This window comes from Enterocloster citroniae (assembly GCF_040545455.1).
Classification (GTDB): Bacteria; Bacillota; Clostridia; order Lachnospirales; family Lachnospiraceae; genus Enterocloster; species Enterocloster citroniae.
On sequence record NZ_JBEPLZ010000005.1, the window covers coordinates 23,419 to 42,395 of the forward strand.

Consider the following 18,977-nt stretch of genomic DNA (forward strand, 5'->3'; position numbering starts at 1 on the left):
TTTCGGCTCCGCCTATTCCTTAATCCCTAAATTATAGGTAACAGACCCATTTTTACATCGGATGTCCTAAACAGTTACAATTATAGCATGAATACCACAGGGTTGATAACCATGTTAACAATAAAATTCCCTATCTTTGTAATTCCCTTCTTTGTATGTTATAATTTTAGTCAAAAAACAAAGGACATGCTATTGCGGGGGGATAATAAATGCGGGAAAAACAGAAGATGGGATTCCAAAAAAAGCTGATGCTTCTTCTGCTGGGCATAATTTTGCTTTCAGGCAGCGTGTTTGCCGCCTTTTATGGAATATCCAGACAGGTGCTGAAAAAGAATATGATCGCATATTCCGAGGTCTATGTGGACAGCATTACCAGTTCCATCACCAATATGGTGCGGGAGATCGACCGCCTGAGCATGACCTTCCTGCTTCAGGAGGATATGATCAGAAAGCTGGGGGAACAGATCCCTGAGGACAGCCCCAGGTATGTGGATTACTACAATGAGGTTATGGCTTCCATTGAGCGGATCCTCAATGTAAGGATCGATGCGGACGGGATCCTCATAGCGGATTCCGGCGGCCGGGTGTTCACCGGGGGCCCCAATGTGCCTTACCGCCAGGGCGTCAACATTTCCCAGGAGGAATGGTACCGCACCTTTATGGATGACCCGGAAATGTTCTGTGTCATGCCCCTTCACAAGACCAATGCGGACGAGGTGTTTTCCATTGCAAGAAAGCTGAGAAGCTACAGCGAGATGAAGATCAACGGGGTGGTCCGGGTGGATATGAAGCGGCGGCTTCTGGACGAGATATGCCGCAAAAACAGACTGGACCAGAACAGCGTGGCCCTGTTTGACCGGAAGCAGAATTTGTTCTATCTTTCCGGGACTGACCCGGGCAGCCGGGTCATGGAGGAGATCCAACACAGGCTGGACAGGGAATCAGGCCCGTTCCAGGTAGTTCTGGGCGGTCAGGCATGGAATATCAGCATGGAACACTCCGACTATCTGGACATGTATGTGGCCTACATTGTTCCCCAGGATGTGCTGCTCAGGGATCTCAATGAACTCAGCCGCATTGCCGTCATGCTCCTGGTCCTGGGCGGCGGTCTGGCCGTTGCCCTGGCTGTGGGCTCCTCCAAGGTGATGAGCCGGGGCGTTTCCAGGGTGATGGAAGGCATCGAAGCCATTGAGCGGGGAAACCTGGATGTGGAGATTCAGGTGGACAGCAATGATGAGATCCGCACCATTGCCGCGGGCCTGAACCACATGGCGGGCCGGATCAAAGTACTGATGGAGGAGAAGGCCCAGATTGAGATCAAGAAAAAGGAAGCGGAGATCATGATGCTCCAGCGCCAGATACGCCCCCATTTTCTTTACAACACCCTGGACGGCATCCGTATGAAGGCATTGCTGAACCAGGACCACGAGGCGGCTGAAATGATCGAAAAGCTCAGCCTTCTGCTGCGGCGCACAACAGATATGAAAACCGAGTACGTAAAAGTACGGGAAGAGCTGGAGTATGTCACCTGTTACATAGAACTGCAGAATCTCAGGTTCAGGTACAAGTTCCAGTTGGATGTACAGATTCCGGAGGATGTCATGGACATGATCATCCCTAAATTTTCCCTGCAGCCTCTCATTGAAAATGCGGTCCATCACGGACTGGAAAAGCGGAGGATGAACCGGCAGATCCGCATCAGTTCCCAGTGCACGGATCAGACCGTGGATATCACGGTGGAGGACAACGGAAAAGGGATCAGCCCCCTGCGGCTGGAAGAAATACGGGCAACCCTGGACCAGCCGGACACGCTGGAAAGCGAGCACATCGGACTAAACAATATCAACACCCGCCTGAAGCTGTATTACGGAAAGGAATACGGACTGAGAATTGACAGCCAGGAGGGGATAGGAACAGCACTGAGCCTGCATCTGCCGCGGGCTTCACAGGATAAGGGGGAAGTATGAACATGTACAAAGTGGTTTTAGTGGATGATGAGGAGCTGATCATTGAAGGAATGAAGCAGCTGGTGGACTGGGAATCCCTGGGATGCCGGATCGAAGGGGCTGCCTATGATGGGGATGAGGCCCTTGACATCATCAATGAGACGGAACCGGATATCATTATTACGGACATCCGCATGCCGTCCATGAACGGACTGGAAATGATCGACCATGTAAAGGAACAGTTTCCTGATGTGGTGATCATGATCATGAGCGGTTACAGTGACTTTGAATACGCACAGAAAGCGCTGGAAAAAGGCGCTGCCTGCTATATGCTAAAGCCTGTGCTGGAAAAGGATCTGCGGGAGAGGATCCTTCAGGCGGTAAAAAAACTGGATGAAAAACGCCTGCAGAAACAAAAGGAGGAGGAGGCCACGGTCCGCCTCTACCACCTGAAACGCGGGGCCAAGGAGAATTTTCTGCGCAAGCTGCTGAGGGAAGACCTCTCCCCTTCCCATATCCTGCATATGTGGGAAAACATGGAACTGTGTCCTCCCAAATCCATGGCCATGGTGGCCCTGCTGGATACGGACATTCCCCTTCGGGACACGGAACAGGCCGTTATCAAGTTTGCTATTGACAATATGATCGAGGAGATCTGCCTGGAGGCGGGCAGCTGCGAGTGCGTTTCCCTGGGCAATGAAACTTCCGCCATCCTGTTTCTGTATACCCCCTCCATCCATCTCCCCTCCATCCATGATCCTTCCCTCCATGACCCTTATCCCCATGCGCCTTCCTCCCATGAGGTACAGAGCCATGGGCAGACACGGGAAAGGGCGGAGGATTCCTTTCAGTCCGTTATTTCCCGTCTCCTTGACACCGTAAAACAGTTCTGCCGCGTACCCATGTCAGCCGGGATCAGCAGCGGGGTTACATTTCCGGACAATGTGCGCACCGCCTATACAGAGGCTGAAAAAGCCCTGGAGCGCCGTTTTTATGAATCCGGGGAAACCGGTATTTACCAGGGAGGCATTCAAAGAGGCGGAAAAAGGGAGGATGTGGATTACAAGGAATTGCTGGAATGGAAAGAAAAACTGCTGGACGCGGTACAGCACCGGGAACAGAAAAATGCCATGGTCCGCTTGGGCCGTTTCTGTCACGGTATGTTTGACGGAATGGGCATGGAGAGGGAGGGCATCTACACGGAGATCATCCGGCTGCTTACGGATTACCAGGGTATCCTGCTCCAGCACCAGATTGAAAACGGAGCCTACGACACATCCCAGATCTTCCAGCCCGATTATCTGTATCAGTTTAAGACCTCGGGGGAACTGCGCCGCTGGCTGGAGACTGTCACGGAACAGATCATAGCGTTCCTGGGGCAGGAGTCCCTGGAAGCCTCCACCCGTCTCATTGACCGGATGAAGCATTACATTTCCCAGAATTACCAGACAGTGACCAGGCAAAAGGCCGCTGATTACTTTTTCCTGAACCCCTCCTACCTGAGCCAGCTGTTTAAATCCGAGACAGGAGAAGCGTTTACCGACTATGTGACCCAGGTACGCATGGAGGAAGCCAGACGGCTGCTGTCCACAACGGATCACAAGATACAGTACATAGCGGAACTGGTGGGTTATACATCCAACCAGCACTTTACCCGTACCTTTAAAAAGTACGCGGGCATGCTCCCGGTGGAATACCGGAAACACAAATAAGACCTAACAAAAAGTTAAAACCATATAATCTCAGGTTCACAAAAGGGTTTTTCAATCCGATATAATGTCACTATCAAATATAAGGAGAGGGAGTTATGAAAAACCTAAAAAGAATCACCATTCTTGCCATGGCCGGGGCAATGGCATTTACCACCGCCGGATGCGGCAGCACATCTTCCAACAGCACAAAATCAGGTTCCGAGGCAGGGACAGCCGGAAGTTCGGCAGGAAGCTCTGCAGCGTCTGGAGAGACCACGGAAATACGAATCTGGACCAAGGGAAGCGGCCCGGATGAGGGCATCCAGAAACTGATCGAATCCTTTAACGAGTCACAAAGTGAAGTCCATGCCACCTATGAATATTATGGAGAAAACTATTCCAGCGTGGTACAGATGGCCATCTCCGGGGATTCAGCCCCCGACATTCTGGAATGCAGCGGCGGCATCACGGTCCAGACCCTGGCAAAGCAGGGACAGATCATTCCCGTGGATGACTGCATCACGGATGAGATAAAGGAAAACTACAACCCCAGCGCATTTACACCAGAGGAGTTCTATCTCAACGGCGAACTCTACTCCGTACCGGTACGTGTCAGCGCCTACCGTCTGCTGTACAACAAAGACCTTTTTGAGAAGGCGGGTTTAAATCCTGAGGAACCGCCAAAAACCCTGGAGGAAATGCGGGAATATGCCAAGAAGATCACCGAGGCAGGCGGCGGGGAAGCATACGGCTTCGGGCTGCCTCTGGGCGTGGCCCAGATCTGGGAACGTGTGATCGACCCCATTCTCTACGCCACCAGCGATGTACAGCGTTACGGATGGAACAATGCCACCAAGTCCTATGACTTTGGCTCCAACAAGGATTACTTTAACTTCTATGTGGATATGATGAAGGACGGCTCCCTGTTCCCAGGATACCTGACACTGGGAATCGACACCCTGAGGGCCAACTTTGCAGCGGGGACCATTGGAATGTATATTGACGGAACCTGGATGCCCGGAAGCTACGCAACCCAGATGGATGCAAAATGCAACTGGGATTCAGCACCCCTTCCCGTATTTGAAAGCGATACTGCCGACAAGTACTGGGCAGAGGGCGGCGTAAACTGGGTTGTGGGCAACGGCAAAAACGTGGAGGCTGCCAAGAAGTTCTACACCTACTGGCTGTCCAACCAGACCATTGCCAACCAGTACATGCCGGTTCCCAGAAATGACAACCGCGCCAATGACCTGGATTCCCTGGGCATCGAGGATCTGAACCTGCAGGGTGTGGAGTACAGCTTTAAGACAGATGACCTGGATATCCCTAAATTTGAACCTCACAAATTCATCAGCCTGGAGGGTGATGACCGTAACACGGTATTCACCAACCTGTTTGCCAAGGCTGCTGAGGGAGCCGATATTTCGGCTGACCTGGATGCGGCCGTGGAAGACCTGAACCAGCGCTATACATTAGGCCTGGAGGACGCCATTGCCAGCGGATCCATTGATGAGAGCAGCGTGAAATAGGAGAAAGCAGGGCTGCTGTAAAATGTAATGTTTTGCAGCAGCTCTATTTTTGACCAAAATTCAGAAAGGATAGGTAAAAAAAGTGAAAACTGCCGGAACAAATAAGGGTTTCCTGGCCCGTCTGGGCAAATATAAACAGCCGTATCTGATGATGTCCCCCACCATCCTCATGGTAATACTGTTTGGAGTGTATCCGCTGCTGTACGTACTGTATTACAGCTTTTTCAAATATGACGGTTTTTCCCCCGCCGTGTTCGTGGGGCTAAGAAACTACACGCGCCTGTTTAAGGACGCGACCTACTGGAACTCGGTGATCAACACACTGCAGATGGGTGTTGCCATCCCGCTGGTGCAGATCCCCTGCTCACTGCTGCTGGCCGTGCTGTTAAACCAGCGGTTCAAAGGCCAGAGCCTGGCCAGGGCAATCATCTTTGTACCCAATATCACAAGTACTGCCATCATGGCAATCGTATTTTATTTTATGTTCGCCTCCTACAACGGAATTATCAACGGTGTGCTGATCAAAATGGGCCTGATCGAAAAAGCCATTGAATGGTTCGGCAACGGAACCATGGCCAAGATCGTCATTGTGCTCTTTTGTACCTGGAGCGGCGTGGGATTTTACATGGTATTGTTTTTATCAGCCCTTCAGAGCATCCCATCCGATGTATACGAAAGCGCCAGGGTGGACGGGGCCAACAAGATCCAGACCTTTTTCAGAATCACCATCCCAATGATGGGAAGCATGTTCCAGACCATCACGGCCCTGTGCATCATGAACGCGCTGAAGCTGTTTGACTCCGTAAAAGCCCTGACCAACGGAGGTCCGGGAAATTCCACGGAAGTCATGACCATGTACATCTACAGATACTTTTTTGAGACCATGGGCACTGCCCAGCAGGGTTATGCCTCTGCCATCAGTATCCTGTCCACGGTGCTGGTTATGTTCATTACGCTGCTCTATATCCGCGCCACCAAAAACATGAATTACTAGGAGGGATCTTCATGTCGAAAAAAGCAAACCACAGAAGAGATATGATCTTATTATACGCCCTGCTGGCAGTCATCATTTTCCTGCTGGTATTTCCGCTGGTATACGCAGTGGGCGGTTCCTTTAAATCCACAGAGGAATTCCTGTTAGGCGGTCTTAAGATATTTCCGGAAACATGGCGTCCCGAGAACTATATGAAAGCCTGGAAGCAGGCCAACTTTGCCAGATACACCTTAAACAGCGTGTTCTTTGCCGTGGCATCGGTGATCGGTATCATCATCACATCCTCCATGACAGGATATGCCATGTCCAGGTGCGATTTCCCGGGCAAAAAACTGCTCACCGGCACCTTTGGCTTTATGATGTTCCTGATCGGGGCAGTTACCCTATTCCCTATTTTCCAGCTCTGCCGCAAGCTCGGGCTTCTGGATTCCATCTGGGGAATGGTCATCACCCAGATCGCAACCGCCCAGCCCTTTTACTGTATCCTGGTCATGGGATACTGCAACGGGATCTCCAAGGAGATAGACGAGGCGGCTACCATTGACGGTGCCAGCTTCTTTAAGGTCTATACCACGATCCTGATGCCCATCATGAAACCCATCCTTGCAACCACCGGTATCCTGGCCTTCAGGGATACATGGAACAACTATATGATGCCCCTGGCATTTACCCTGTCCCGCTCCGAACTGCGTCCCCTGACAGTGGGCGTGGTACTGCTCAAGGACCAGGGTGACGGCGTGGCTGCATGGAGTACCATGCTGGCCGGAACCGTAATGTCCATTGTCCCCATACTGATCGTCTATCTGTTCCTGAACCGGTATTTTATCGAGGGGATCACCGCAGGGGCAATCAAGGGTTAATGCATAAAGGGTTATGACCCGGAAGGAGATAGCATAAATACATGAAAGAATACGGATATTTCAGAAACCAGGGCAGCGAGTTTGTCATCACTACCCCCCATACGCCCCGCCACTGGTACAACTACCTATATAATGACAGCTATATAACATTTACCTCCCAGGTGGGCTATGGCGAAAGCCTGATCCAGGGTCATCTGGGACGGCGGATCCTGCTGGCGGACAGCCGCCAGGTCTATATCCTGGACACGGAAAGCGGCCAATACTGGACAGCCAACGGACTGCCCGTAAAAAAGGAATACCAGGATTTTTCCTGTGTGCACGGAATCGGTTATACGGAGATATTCTCCCAATATATGGGTATTTCCAGCAGTTTCCGCATCTTTGTGCCTCAGGATGCTAATGAGGAGATATGGAGCATCAAAGTAAAAAATACATCCAACCGAATCCGTACCATCAAAGTCATCCCCTACGCCAAGACTGAGACCGATGGTGTGTACCGCCCCCAGGGCTACAACGTGGACACAGCCGGTTTCCGGCCTGAATTAAACGGGGTTGCCACCCGCTCCTATGCCAAGATCCAGTCGGAAAACTTCCAGGAAGTTTCCGCCTACTTCCTGGCAGACCGCGAGGTAAGCGGATATGATACAAGAAAGAACGCTTTTATCGGAACCTACGGCAATGAACAGGAGCCTGACGCCCTGGCAATGGGCGGATGTACGGGAAGCTGCTGCATTGGGGAAAAGATCTGCCTGGCCCTTGAACACACCGTTACCCTTAAGCCCGGAGAAGATGCCCAGTTCCATTACGCACTGGGCGTGGCCCTAGCCTCCGGTGAACTGGAGGAAGCCGCCCGCAGAAACAATGCCCGGACCGTGGAGCAGAGACTCATGGATGTCAGGGAGCAGTATGCCGCACAGGAAAATGGCGTAACCATCCGCACCCCTGACGAGTCCCTTAACTGCCTCATCAACTTCTGGACCAAGCACCAGACCAACATGGGCAGCCGCTGGGCCAGGGTGCGCCACAACGGATACAGGGACATGGTAAGCGACAGCGAATGCCTGGCTTCCTTTAACCCGCAGCTGGCCTGGGAACGTTTCAAGCGTGCTCTGACCTTTCAGTACAGCAATGGGTATGCTCCCAGAACCTGGCTGGACGGGGAGATACGTGACAACAACTTTGCAGACTGCGCGGTATGGATCCCCATGGCTGCGGCTTCCATCATTGAGGAACTGGGCGATGTCAAATGCCTGGAGGAATCCGTGCCCTTTAATGACGGTTCAGAAGCCAGCGTCTATGAGCATGTAAAACGCGCCGTGGATTTTCTCTGGGATTTCCGGGGAATCCATGGGCTGGTCAAATTATGGGGCGGTGACTGGAATGATATGATGAACCAGGCCGGATTAGAGGGAAAAGGCTCCAGCGTCTGGCTTTCCCTTGCGTGGTGCCGGGCCAATGAGAGATTCGGCGCCCTGGCCCTGGCCCTTGACAGGAAAGAAGACTTGTTCTTCTCCCGGCTCCGCGGCCAGGAAATGAAGGATATCATAAACGAGACAGGATGGGACGGTGAATACTACATCGATGCCTTTAATGACCAGGGCGAGCCTCTGGGCTCCATGTCCTGCCGGGAGGGAAAGATCTATCTGATCCCCCAGCTCTGGGCAGTCCTGGCCCAGGTTGCCGAGGGTGAGAGAAAGCAGAAGATAATGGATGCCGTGGACAAATACCTGGAAACCGATCTGGGGACCCTGGTATCCTGGCCCGCCTACCACAGCTATGTGGATACCATTGGCCAGATGACCCAGAAACCCGCAGGCGTCCATGAAAACGGGGGCGTTTACCTCCATCCCTGCTGCTGGAAGCTGGCTGTGGACAGTATGCAAAAGGACAACCAAAAGGTACAGATGGGTCTTCAAAAGATTCTTCCCTTCCACCATGAATACCATAAAAAATACTGTGAGCCCTACATTATGTGCAACTCCTATTTTACAGAGGAGACAGGCTACCGTCTGGGAACGGCGGGACAGACCTGGCGGAGCGCAACCGGAGCCTGGCTGACCAAGGCCCTGTTCCAATACGTCCTTGGCCTCAAAGCCGAAATCCCCGGCCTGCGCCTGGAGCCATGCCTGCCGCCGGACTGGAAGGAATGCTCTGTCACAAAGGAGTTCCGGGGAGCGGTTTACAACATCCGCTATACCCAGACCGAGGACCACGGATGCAACCGGATCGCTTCTGTTATGGTTAACGGGTCCCCCTGGACAGAGCCTTATCTTCCATGTGGATCCGGGATGGTATATGAGGTGAATGTAAGGTTGGTGAAGTAACGGCTGATCCCATGTGATCAAGACCACCAAAGCCTCCCCTGGCATCACCTGCACTACATGTTTTCCGGTCCGAATGGGATGAAATCTGACAACATACGGCGCTATGCTCTCAGCAAGGAGAATAGCGCCCATACATATTAAAAGCCGGCCTTCTTTAATTACATAAGCAATGTAAGCCGACATCTCTCTGTCCGGGTACATCCTTTTCAGAACGGTTTCATACTGATTCAGAGTATGGATAGAACCACAGTTTAGCACCTCCTCCAGAAACCTGTCATACATCTTCTCTTTCTCCAACAGAAAACAAACAAAACCCATCAGAGAAATCACGCTTCTCCAATGGGTTTTAACTTCTTTATATATCTTACTATCTTCCCATCAATTCCTCCACCGCTTCCCTCAGCGTCTCCGCCTCCCCCACATTTCCGGGGAAAATGACATAGGGCGTACCTGGGAACCGGCTCTCCGGGCCTGTTTTCCACACCGGTATCCCCGGGCGGATCTGTCCCAGGACAGTGGCCTGTCTGACCTTAAGGGCTTTGGTCCCCACATCGCTGGATGTGATCCCTCCCTTTGCCACCACAAACGCGGGAGTGACTTTTAACCGTCCTACCAGTGACTGTACCGCATCCGATATCCGGACCGACCTCAAAAGCGCTGCCTCGGGACTGTCACTTTCCAGGGAAAGCAGCTTCCGCTTTGTATATACCACTGCTGTCACGCCCTGCTCCAGCAATTCCTCCTCATGCATGAGGACAGTGTTTATTTCCTCCTGGAATTTAGCCTCATCCAGAACCAGGTCGGAGTTAAATTCGATCATCTCAATTCCAGGCACCTGCCTTAAGGCCTCCAGCTGGATGGTGGTCTTTTTTGTGTGGGAGCCTACCACAATGATCCCCCCGGTTTTCCGGTCCTCTTCCACCATCTCATCCCTGGTGAGCAGGGGCCGGTCACTGACCGCTCCAAACTCCTTTACAAAACCGGCGGCTGTGCGCAGCATAAACCTGTGTCCATGATCCATGGCATTGTAAAGAGCAATGCAGAATACCTTCAGGTCACATGCATCCGCAGCATTGACCACAATTTTCCCAAAATCCCTGAGAGACAGGAGTTTTTGGGTAATTCCATCGTAATCCAGGCTGCGCAGTTCCTCCAGGGAAACGCTCAACACATCAGCGGCCCTGTATCTGCCCTCTGTCTTTTCCTCCACATATTCCCTCAGATCAGAGGAATGGTATCCAAAGGTCTTATCGCCTGCAAACTCCGTCTCCCCTGCCGGTACCAGCTGCTCCCCATACTTTACATAGTGTATGTTGTCAATGGTAAAACGGCCGCCCTCCTTAAAATACGGGCAGATGATCTCACCGTCCACAGGTTTTCCCCTATGGCTCTCCTCCACCCGGGCAAGGAGCTCTGTCTCCAGGGGATAGTGTCCCCTCAGGGTGGAATCTCCCCTGCTGACAATCACATAATCGATTCCCGTCTCCTCAGACACCTTTGCCACGGTCTCCCCGATCTCCACATGGGCCCTGGTGGTCTGCTCCACTGTAAAGCCCCTGGAATTGGTCAGTATGTAAAAGAGTTTGTTCTCCTCCTCAAAGCCCTTTTTTACACTTTCATAGGACCAGTCCGTATACACGGAAATGCCGTGTACCGTCTGTACCCCGGTAGGGTCGTCATCCAACACTACAATCTTATGCCGGTCCTCCCGGCATCTGGTTTCCAGTAAAGCCTGGACAGCACCGCAGTCGATCTGAGGGTACTGTTTTAACACATCTGCATCCAGCATATTTGTCTTCCTCTCTTCCCCGGTATAGATTTCCTATCTTCCTATACCAAAAAACTCCCTGGCTTCACCAGGCGTCATGGGTTCCTTATCCATGGCCCGCAACATCCGCACCGTCTTTGCAACAAGGGGCGCATTGGTATCCGCCTGCGTTACGGCATTCAGATAATTGCTGTCCTCAAAGCCGATCCTCACCGTCTTGGCCCCCATTCCGACTGCTCCGGCCAAAAGGGAAAAATCCCTTCGGTTTGCCTGTGTGATGCCCCAGATCGTGCCTGCGGGGATCATCTGGATCATGGCTGCCAATGCCTGCGGGGTGGCGGGCGCTTCCCCCTCATGCCCCAGCACAACACTGAACAGTACCGGGTCCGCAAACTCATATTTTTTCATCAGCTGCGTCATGGCCCAGGTATGTCCGATCTCAAAGGTCTCCACCTCAGGCGTCTTTTTCTGTTTCAGCATTTCCCTGACGCAGTATTCCACATCATCCATGGGATTGCAGTAAACGGCCTTTCCCAGGTTGGTGGAGCCCACATTCAGGGAGCACGCCTCCACAAGGCCAGAGTACAGCGGGGCACACCGCTCCTCAATGGTCAGGTCAGAAACACCGCCTGTGGACACCTCGATCACAATATCCGAATCCCTTCTTATCATGGCCAGTGTCTCTTCCAGCAATGTCATATCCTTGGTCAGGTTCCCCTCCCTGTCCCTCACATGCAGGTGCACCATGGCGGCCCCTGCCTTATAGCATTCATATACATCTTCTGCAATCTTTTCCGGTATGATCACCTTGTCCGTGGCCGCCACCGGGGCAACGTTTACAAGGACCTTTTGTTCCATATCTTTCATGGTCATTCTCCCTATCCTTTTACATCATTTATAGCGTTCATGCCTTTCTCTATGCCCTCTGTTCTCTGGTCTAGGCGTAAAGGACCTGTGCAATGAGTACCAGAGGCTCCGTTCCCTCCTGGGCGATCCCATGGGTATCCCCCGGCTGGGCCGCGATCATATCCCCGGCCTCCAGATGCTGCTCCTGCCCGTTGACCGTGTGCACCGCCTTTCCGCTGATAATCACCATGGTCTCCATCTCGCCTTCATGGGTGTGCATCCCAATGGAAACACCCGGGTTTAAGGTGTGACGCACATAGGCCCTTCCCTTTCCCATCATTTCTTCCGGTGCGCAGAGAAGCTTTTCCATTTTGACGGTTCCCTTGCCGCCCATGCATCCCTCTATGGGGACTGTTTCCAGTTCACATTTTTTTCTGTATATCATATCCTGCCTCCAAGTTTCATTTTCATTTTGTTTCTATCCTGGTAAATAAAAAGCGGCTGCTGCATTACCGACCTTCACAGCGACTTTCACGCCCACAGTCATCCTTTGCAGCAACCGCCAGCCGGCGCCCCACTGTCTCAGACCCGGTGCATTGCCATGCTGTTACCATTCACGATCATTCACGATTCATCTTTTACTTTTGCCCAGTACTGGTAATGCTCCTCCACGATCCCGTAGATCCCCGCGGCATCCCTGTCCTGCAAAAGCTTTACGATCCTGCGGTGCATATCCAGAAAGTTCTCAACATCCCCTGCCTGGAATATCTGGTCTATGGTAGACATGCGGGAACGGCGTGTGATCTTATCCACGTAATTGCAGATGGACTGGAGCATCACATTCTCCGTAATCCCCACAATGGCCATATGGAACTGCACATCCGCCTCAAACAGGTTCTTCACCTGGGGCATATCCATATGGGCCTGGCGCTCCAGCTCCTCCATGGCATGTTCGATGGCTTCCATCTGGGACTTTTCCAGTTCCCTGGACTTTAATTTGTCCACGGCCAGCTGAAGAAGCCCCACGTCAATTACTTTGCGCAGCTCCACGATCTGCTTGGTGGAATCCTTTTGTAAAATGATCCCGTACAGTACGGGATAGATCATCTTACTGTCATACTCCTGGCTCACAAAAGTACCTTCCGCCCGCTTGATATGTACCACGCCGTAAGCCTCCAGCACCTTAATGGCTTCCCTGACCGAATTTCTTCCCACTCCCATGGACTCCGACAATTCTGCCTCTGTGGGGATCTTATCTCCCGGGTTAAGTTCCCCATTTATAATAGCATTGGTAATGTTATCTACAATCTTATTTACAACCGACTGTCCTCCGACAGCTTCCTTTAAAAAACTGGTTTTCTCCATGCTGAACCTCCTTTGCTGCAAACGCGTCAGCCTGCCTGCTGCGGCCGCTTACGCGGGATGTATACCGTCCTGGTCCGGTAAGCTTCCCTGCTAACCGGCCGGGCGGCCCACTTATCCATAAGTATACATCATATGTTGGTTCAGCGCAATCTTACGTTAAAATACTGTTATGAAGGAATCAGGCAGAGACTCAGCGCCGGTATGTATGTGATGGCAAACAGGGCGATCAGCGACATCAGCAGCAACGGCACCATTTTCCGGCAGATCACCTCGAATTTCACCTTTCCGATGTCCGCGGCCACATACAGGTTTGGCCCCACGGGAGGTGTCACCTGGCCGATGGACAGGTTCAGCACCAGGATCACGCCCAGCTGGATCATGTTGATATCCAGAGCCTTGGCAATGGGCATGATGATGGGGACCAGGATATAAAGGGCGCTGGTGTTGTCCATTACGCAGCCGGCACACAGGAACACAATATTGATGATAAACAGCATAATATACTTGTTATCCGTAAGGGCCAGGGCCATCTCCGTAAGGTTAGCGGCTATGCCCTGCTGGGTCAGTACCCAGGAGAAGATACCTGCGTTCATGATGATCAGAAGGATCATGCCCGTTGTCTTGGCGGTTGAGAACAGCGTCTCCTTCAGTTCCTTAAAGCGCAGTTCCTTATAGACAAAGATCCCCACGATCAGGCTGTACACAACGGCAACGGCCGCTGCCTCGGTGGGTGTAAACAGCCCTGAATAGATGCCTCCCAGTACAATGACCGGGCTTAACAGCCCCCACACCGTGTCTAAAAACAGCCTTCCGATCTCCTTGGCGGACGCCCTCTTTGTCTCGCCCTTCCACCCATGCTTTTTGGACTGGATAAAGACCATGATACAGAGTACAAATCCGAATATCAGTCCCGGAACAATACCGGAAAGGAACAGATCCCCTATGGATTCACCGGTGATCATGCCATAGATGATAAAAGTGATGCTGGGCGGGATCACGGTTCCCAGGGAGCCGGATATGGCGGAAAGGGCGCTGGAAAATCCTGCGTCATACCCCTGCTTTACCATGGCCGGTATCAGGATGGAACCCATGGCAGCAACCGTGGCCGTACCGGAGCCGGATATGGCTGCAAAGAACAGGGCTGCCACCACTGCCACGTACCCAAGTCCACCGTGAACCGGCCCGATGATGCTGTCTGCCAGGTTGATCAGGCGCTTGGAAATGCCGCCTTTATCCATGATCGCCCCCGCAAGCACAAACAAAGGGATGGTAAGGAGGGAAAACTTCTGCACTGTGGCCTGCATCATGGACGGAATCACCCCCAAGGGCGCTCCCGAGAACAGGAGGGTGAGGGCGCTGGATACTCCCAGCACAATGGCAATGGGAATGCCAAGGACGATCATCACTGCCATGGAACCAAAAAGAATTGCTGCTGACATACTATTCTCCCTCCTTTGCTAACCTGATCTCATACTGTACCATACGGATAATGGAACACACGGCCGACAGGGGAATGGCGATCCCGATGGTCCACTGGGGCATCTCCAGGACGCCGGTCAGCAGATTGTAATGATACTGCCTGTAAACCATCTGGATTCCCCATATGATCCAAATCCCATAATTGGCCGTACACAGCAAAAGCCGGCACATACGGTAAGTTCTTCGGGCCGCGCCCTGAAACTTATCTGTGAGATAATTAAACCCCATATGGGAATCTGTCTTAAACACACTGGCAGCTGCCAGGCAGCACACCCACACAAACATGGTGGTCACCAGTTCCTGGGTAAATGACATGTTAAACCAGGAGATCTTTCTGGAAAATACATTCATAAACGTAACCAGGGTCATGATAAGCAGTGCAGCGGAGCACAGGTATTCCTCAAAGTTCTCCCAGAAATCCTTTAATAAGCCTTTTTCCTTCATAACGTTCCTCCTCGTTATTCTTTGTAACCGCCGGTGAACAGATCGATCACATCCTGTCCCACTGACTGGGCGTAATCATCATAAATGCCGGCGCAGGCTTTCTGGAACTCCGCCTTCTGTTCATCCGTCAGCGCTGTGATGGTTGTCCCGCCGTCCCTCAGTTTCTGGATAATGGCCTCCTCGTTTTGCGCCAGGTACTCATTCCCCCAGTCCAGGGCCTCTGTTGCACACTCTTTTACCAGGGCCTGGTCCTCCGGCGACAGCTTCTCCATGGTCCTCTGGCTCATCACCCAGATGGTGGTATCCCTGACACCGTCCCACAAAGTTACATACTGCTGAACTTCCGCAAACTTGGAGGAATCAAACACGGCAATGGGATTCTCCTGTCCGTCAATGGTCTTTTGCTGAAGGGAGGTATATACTTCTGAGAAATCCATGGCCGTGGGGTTTGCCCCAAAATAATTCCTGTAAAGATCAATGAAAATATTGGCGCCCGGCACACGGATGTTCATCCCCTTTAAATCTTCCGGTTTTGTGATCTCTTTTTTGCTGTTGGAAATCTGTCTGGAACCTGCGTTGTTGATCCCCAGCATCTCCATCTCCAGGTCGTTGCACCACCCGTTTACCACCTGATAGACCTTCTCACTGTGGCAGAAAGCCAGCAGGTCATCTGAGTTGGGAAACAGGAAGGGGAGCCAGAAGGAGTAAAACTTCTTATCATAGTTGGCAATATTAGGCGGCGCGCAGGAATGGATGTCGATATTGCCCGCCTGTACCAGTTCAATGGCCTTTGTCAGGTCGCCGCCTGAAAGGCCGCAGTTGGAATATATGTTAACCTCGATCCGTCCGTTGCTTTTCTCCTGCACCAACCGCTTAAACTCCTGGGCTGTCAGGTCGCTGATGGATCCCGGGCTTTGGGTGTGTGTAAAATGAAGTACCACTTTCTTGTCCTGGGCCGAGCCGCAGGCTGTCATGGAGCAGATCAGGGCTGCGGCGCATATGACTGCAGCTGTCCTTTTTAACCTTTTAAACATGCTTCCCTCTCCTTTCGTTACGAGCACTTAAAGACCGCATTCCGGCCCCTTACAGCAATCCCTTTCTCACAAGCGCATCTTTTAAAGCGGCCGCCCCAAACCTGGGACTGGATAGTACTACTTTACCATACTTTTCATGAATATACTCTTCACAGTATGCCATGGACCCCTGGGCAAAGAGGATCACATCCACCTGGTCCGCGATCTCCCCTGCATACCGGCTCATCAGGGTCTTAAACTGCTCCTGGTCAAGGCCGAACGCCCCGTCCACCAGTGCATCCACCAGCTCCACCCGGCGGTTCATCTCCCTGGCAACCCGCAGTATGGTATTCTTGGTTGGGTTTAATGTGGTTGGAAGGGTGGCCATAACGCCGATCCTTCTGCCCTGCCTCACCGCCTCCCTGCACATCTCCTCATCCACTCGGACAATGGGGATACCTGTAAACCTGCCGATATCCTGGGCCGCATCCGCCACTTCTCCCACGGATGAACACAGGTTCAGGACCGCGTCCGCTCCCTCCGTAACCGCCTTCATATACATCCCCACCAGCCGGGCTGCGGGAGGGGCCGTCACATAACCCGCATCCCTGACTTCCGCCAGAATGGAGGGGTCTTGATAGCTTGCAACCTCCGTATCCGCCGGGAGCGCTGCCCCTACTTCCTTTTCCACCAGCTCAATCAGTTCAGGTGTTGTACTTGTGTAAACCAATGCCACTTTCATGATGATCCTCCTTTGATCCCTGTCCTTTTTTCTATATATCCTACATCCTACGTTCTATGTTTCATGTCATTAATATACTACATCCTACGTTGGTTGTAAACAGTGATTCTGCACATCATTACAAAAAGAAAATTGTGCAGTTTTTCCAAACGAACTCCCTGTAACCCCATTGACTTCCGAGGCCATTTGTGCTACGCTAAAATAAGCAAATGAATAAGTTCTTCGGGGCAGGGTGTGATTCCCTACCGGCGGTATAGTCCGCGACCCGCTTAGGCGGTTGATTTGGTGAGATTCCAAAACCGACAGTATAGTCTGGATGAGAGAAGGCGATTGAATTCATATGGATAATGAAGCATATGCCGTTATTTATATTGAATTGTTTATGACTCCCAGGCCCCTATGGCTCTGGGTTTTTTTGATGTAAAGACGTGCCGCGCAGCTTTATGATCCAACGGTTTAACAAGGTTTTACCAAAGGACTTGTTTCATTGCAAAACATCTGATATTGAATTTAAGGAGGTTATGTTATGAAATCAAAGTGGAGTATTCAGAAACTGATCTACACCGGCATGCTGGCAGCCATAGCAGGCGCCCTCATGTCCCTGGAATTTTCCGTTCCCCTGATGCCGCCTTTTTACAAGGTGGATTTCAGCGATGTCCCATCCATCATGGCCCTGTTCATGTTCGGCCCTGCTTCCGCCGCCTGGGTGGAGATCATCAAGATCCTTATTAAGCTTATAACCGTGGGAACAAATTCCATGTACGTGGGCGAACTGTCCAACCTGATCGGAGTGGCCCTGTTTGTCCTTCCATTATGGGTGGTATACAACAAGATGGGCAAAAGCCGCAAAGCTGCCGTCACAGGACTGGCTGCCAGTATTGTTGTGAGGACCGCCTTTGCCTGTTTCTGCAACGCATTCATCACCCTGCCCCTGTACGCAAAGGCAATGGGTGTATCCCTTGACAGCGTGGTTTCCATGGTGGCTTCCGTAAACCCGGCCATCACCAACCTGACCACCTTCATTGTCATGGCCACCATCCCCTTTAATATCCTGAAGCTGGGGTTAAATTATTTTGTGGGATATCTGCTGTATAACCGTCTGAAGGCTGTCTATCCGGCCCTGAAACCGGCGAACCAGCACTAGAGCGAATGGGAATGGATGTTCAGGAGGATGTTGCAGAATATGATTAGAAATTACAGTGAACTTACAAGACTTGAGATGGAACAAATTGACAGGGAGGAGACCATTGTCCTCATCCCCCTGGGCGCCCTGGAACAGCACGGGAACCAGGCTCCCCTGGGCACGGATGACATCATTGCCCAGGCAATGACGGAGTATCTGAAAAAGGCGTTGGAAGCCCAGGACCCGGACTTCCCCATGCTCATATTCCCGGTCATCCCCGTGGGGCTCAGCACTGAGCACAGGAATTTCTGCGGTTCCGTCACCTTAAAGCCGGATACCTACTACCACATGCTGTATGACATATGCGCCAGCCTGGCCCACCATGGCTTCAAAAAACTGGCCCTCCTTGTCTGCCATGGAGGAAATGCCCCCATTGCACAGGTTCTGAGCCGCGAGCTGAGAAGTGAACTGGGAATCTCCCCCTTTATCCTGTCCTCCGGTGCCTTCAGCCATCCTGACGTAAAGGCCACCGTTTCGGAAGGAAATATATGGGATTTCCATGGCGGCGAGATGGAGACTTCCATGGTCATGGCCGTGGACCCGTCCCTTGTAAAGCTTGAGACCTCAGAACCAGGCATTCCGGCAGCCTTTAAAGACAATCAGTCCCTGCAGCCCTATGGCCCCGTATCCATCGGCTGGGTATCGGAGGACTGGAAAACAGCGGAGGGAAAACCCATCGGCATTGGGGGCGATCCCTCCGGTGCCACAGCTGAAAAAGGAAGGATCATCCTGCAGACCAGCGCCAATGTTCTGGTGCCCGGCCTGCTGGAGATCCGAAACTGGAAAAACTGAT

At 52.0% G+C, this 18,977-nt stretch carries 16 protein-coding genes and 1 riboswitch; of the genes, 8 read left to right on the forward strand and 8 right to left on the reverse strand.

The annotated features are described in order from the left end of the window. Positions 1-209 precede the first annotated feature (209 nt). From ABID13_RS07910 to ABID13_RS07935, 6 genes are all read left to right on the forward strand, one after another. A complete protein-coding gene (locus ABID13_RS07910) occupies positions 210-1,967 on the forward strand; it encodes a sensor histidine kinase (protein ID WP_048929055.1) in 1,758 nt (585 codons plus the stop codon). After that, positions 1,964-3,658, forward strand: coding sequence for a response regulator transcription factor (locus tag ABID13_RS07915; protein WP_048929056.1), 1,695 nt, complete (start codon positions 1,964-1,966; stop codon positions 3,656-3,658). Before ABID13_RS07910 ends, ABID13_RS07915 begins: the two co-directional genes overlap by 4 nt. Positions 3,659-3,753: 95 nt before the next feature. Beyond that, positions 3,754-5,166: an ABC transporter substrate-binding protein gene (locus ABID13_RS07920; protein WP_048929057.1), complete on the forward strand. Its 1,413-nt coding sequence runs from the start codon at positions 3,754-3,756 to the stop codon at positions 5,164-5,166. An 82-nt stretch (positions 5,167-5,248) separates the two neighbouring features. Next, positions 5,249-6,160: a carbohydrate ABC transporter permease gene (locus ABID13_RS07925; protein WP_007861745.1), complete on the forward strand. Its 912-nt coding sequence runs from the start codon at positions 5,249-5,251 to the stop codon at positions 6,158-6,160. 11 nt (positions 6,161-6,171) lie between these two features. Further along, positions 6,172-7,020, forward strand: coding sequence for a carbohydrate ABC transporter permease (locus ABID13_RS07930; RefSeq protein WP_007861746.1), 849 nt, complete (start codon positions 6,172-6,174; stop codon positions 7,018-7,020). 41 nt (positions 7,021-7,061) lie between these two features. Continuing rightward, positions 7,062-9,344, forward strand: coding sequence for a GH36-type glycosyl hydrolase domain-containing protein (locus ABID13_RS07935; protein WP_048929058.1), 2,283 nt, complete (start codon positions 7,062-7,064; stop codon positions 9,342-9,344). A gap of 367 nt (positions 9,345-9,711) precedes the next feature. On the opposite strand, the gene ABID13_RS07940 is transcribed toward ABID13_RS07935, so the two are convergent. From ABID13_RS07940 to ABID13_RS07975, 8 genes are all read right to left on the reverse strand, one after another. Continuing rightward, positions 9,712-11,133, reverse strand: a complete 1,422-nt coding sequence (locus ABID13_RS07940) for a four-carbon acid sugar kinase family protein (RefSeq protein ID WP_007861750.1) — start codon at positions 11,131-11,133, stop codon at positions 9,712-9,714. A 33-nt stretch (positions 11,134-11,166) separates the two neighbouring features. Further along, the gene (locus ABID13_RS07945; RefSeq protein ID WP_045092988.1) at positions 11,167-11,979 is read right to left on the reverse strand and encodes a beta-keto acid cleavage family enzyme; all 813 of its coding nucleotides are present in this window, start codon (positions 11,977-11,979) and stop codon (positions 11,167-11,169) included. Positions 11,980-12,049: 70 nt separating this feature from the next. Next, entirely contained in the window at positions 12,050-12,403 is a 354-nt protein-coding gene (locus ABID13_RS07950; RefSeq protein WP_007861752.1) for a cupin domain-containing protein, read from the reverse strand. A 179-nt stretch (positions 12,404-12,582) separates the two neighbouring features. Next, complete coding sequence (locus ABID13_RS07955) at positions 12,583-13,323, reverse strand: FadR/GntR family transcriptional regulator (protein WP_007861753.1); 741 nt, start codon at positions 13,321-13,323, stop codon at positions 12,583-12,585. Between the two features lie 167 nt (positions 13,324-13,490). Beyond that, complete coding sequence (locus ABID13_RS07960; protein WP_048929059.1) at positions 13,491-14,762, reverse strand: TRAP transporter large permease; 1,272 nt, start codon at positions 14,760-14,762, stop codon at positions 13,491-13,493. Position 14,763: 1 nt separating this feature from the next. Next, positions 14,764-15,246: a TRAP transporter small permease gene (locus ABID13_RS07965; RefSeq protein ID WP_007861755.1), complete on the reverse strand. Its 483-nt coding sequence runs from the start codon at positions 15,244-15,246 to the stop codon at positions 14,764-14,766. Positions 15,247-15,260: 14 nt separating this feature from the next. Next, entirely contained in the window at positions 15,261-16,280 is a 1,020-nt protein-coding gene (locus ABID13_RS07970) for a DctP family TRAP transporter solute-binding subunit (protein ID WP_007861756.1), read from the reverse strand. Positions 16,281-16,329: 49 nt separating this feature from the next. Beyond that, positions 16,330-17,001 carry an aspartate/glutamate racemase family protein gene (locus ABID13_RS07975; protein ID WP_048929060.1) on the reverse strand — a complete coding sequence of 224 codons (672 nt, stop codon included), beginning with the start codon at positions 16,999-17,001 and terminating at the stop codon, positions 16,330-16,332. A gap of 214 nt (positions 17,002-17,215) precedes the next feature. Continuing rightward, positions 17,216-17,333, forward strand: a riboswitch (FMN riboswitch). A 194-nt stretch (positions 17,334-17,527) separates the two neighbouring features. Here ABID13_RS07975 and ABID13_RS07980 point away from each other — a divergent pair. Both ABID13_RS07980 and ABID13_RS07985 read left to right on the forward strand, forming a co-directional pair. After that, positions 17,528-18,145, forward strand: a complete 618-nt coding sequence (locus tag ABID13_RS07980; RefSeq protein ID WP_048929061.1) for an ECF transporter S component — start codon at positions 17,528-17,530, stop codon at positions 18,143-18,145. A 39-nt stretch (positions 18,146-18,184) separates the two neighbouring features. Continuing rightward, the gene (locus tag ABID13_RS07985; protein WP_007861773.1) at positions 18,185-18,976 is read left to right on the forward strand and encodes a creatininase family protein; all 792 of its coding nucleotides are present in this window, start codon (positions 18,185-18,187) and stop codon (positions 18,974-18,976) included. The last annotated feature ends 1 nt before the right edge of the window (position 18,977 follow it).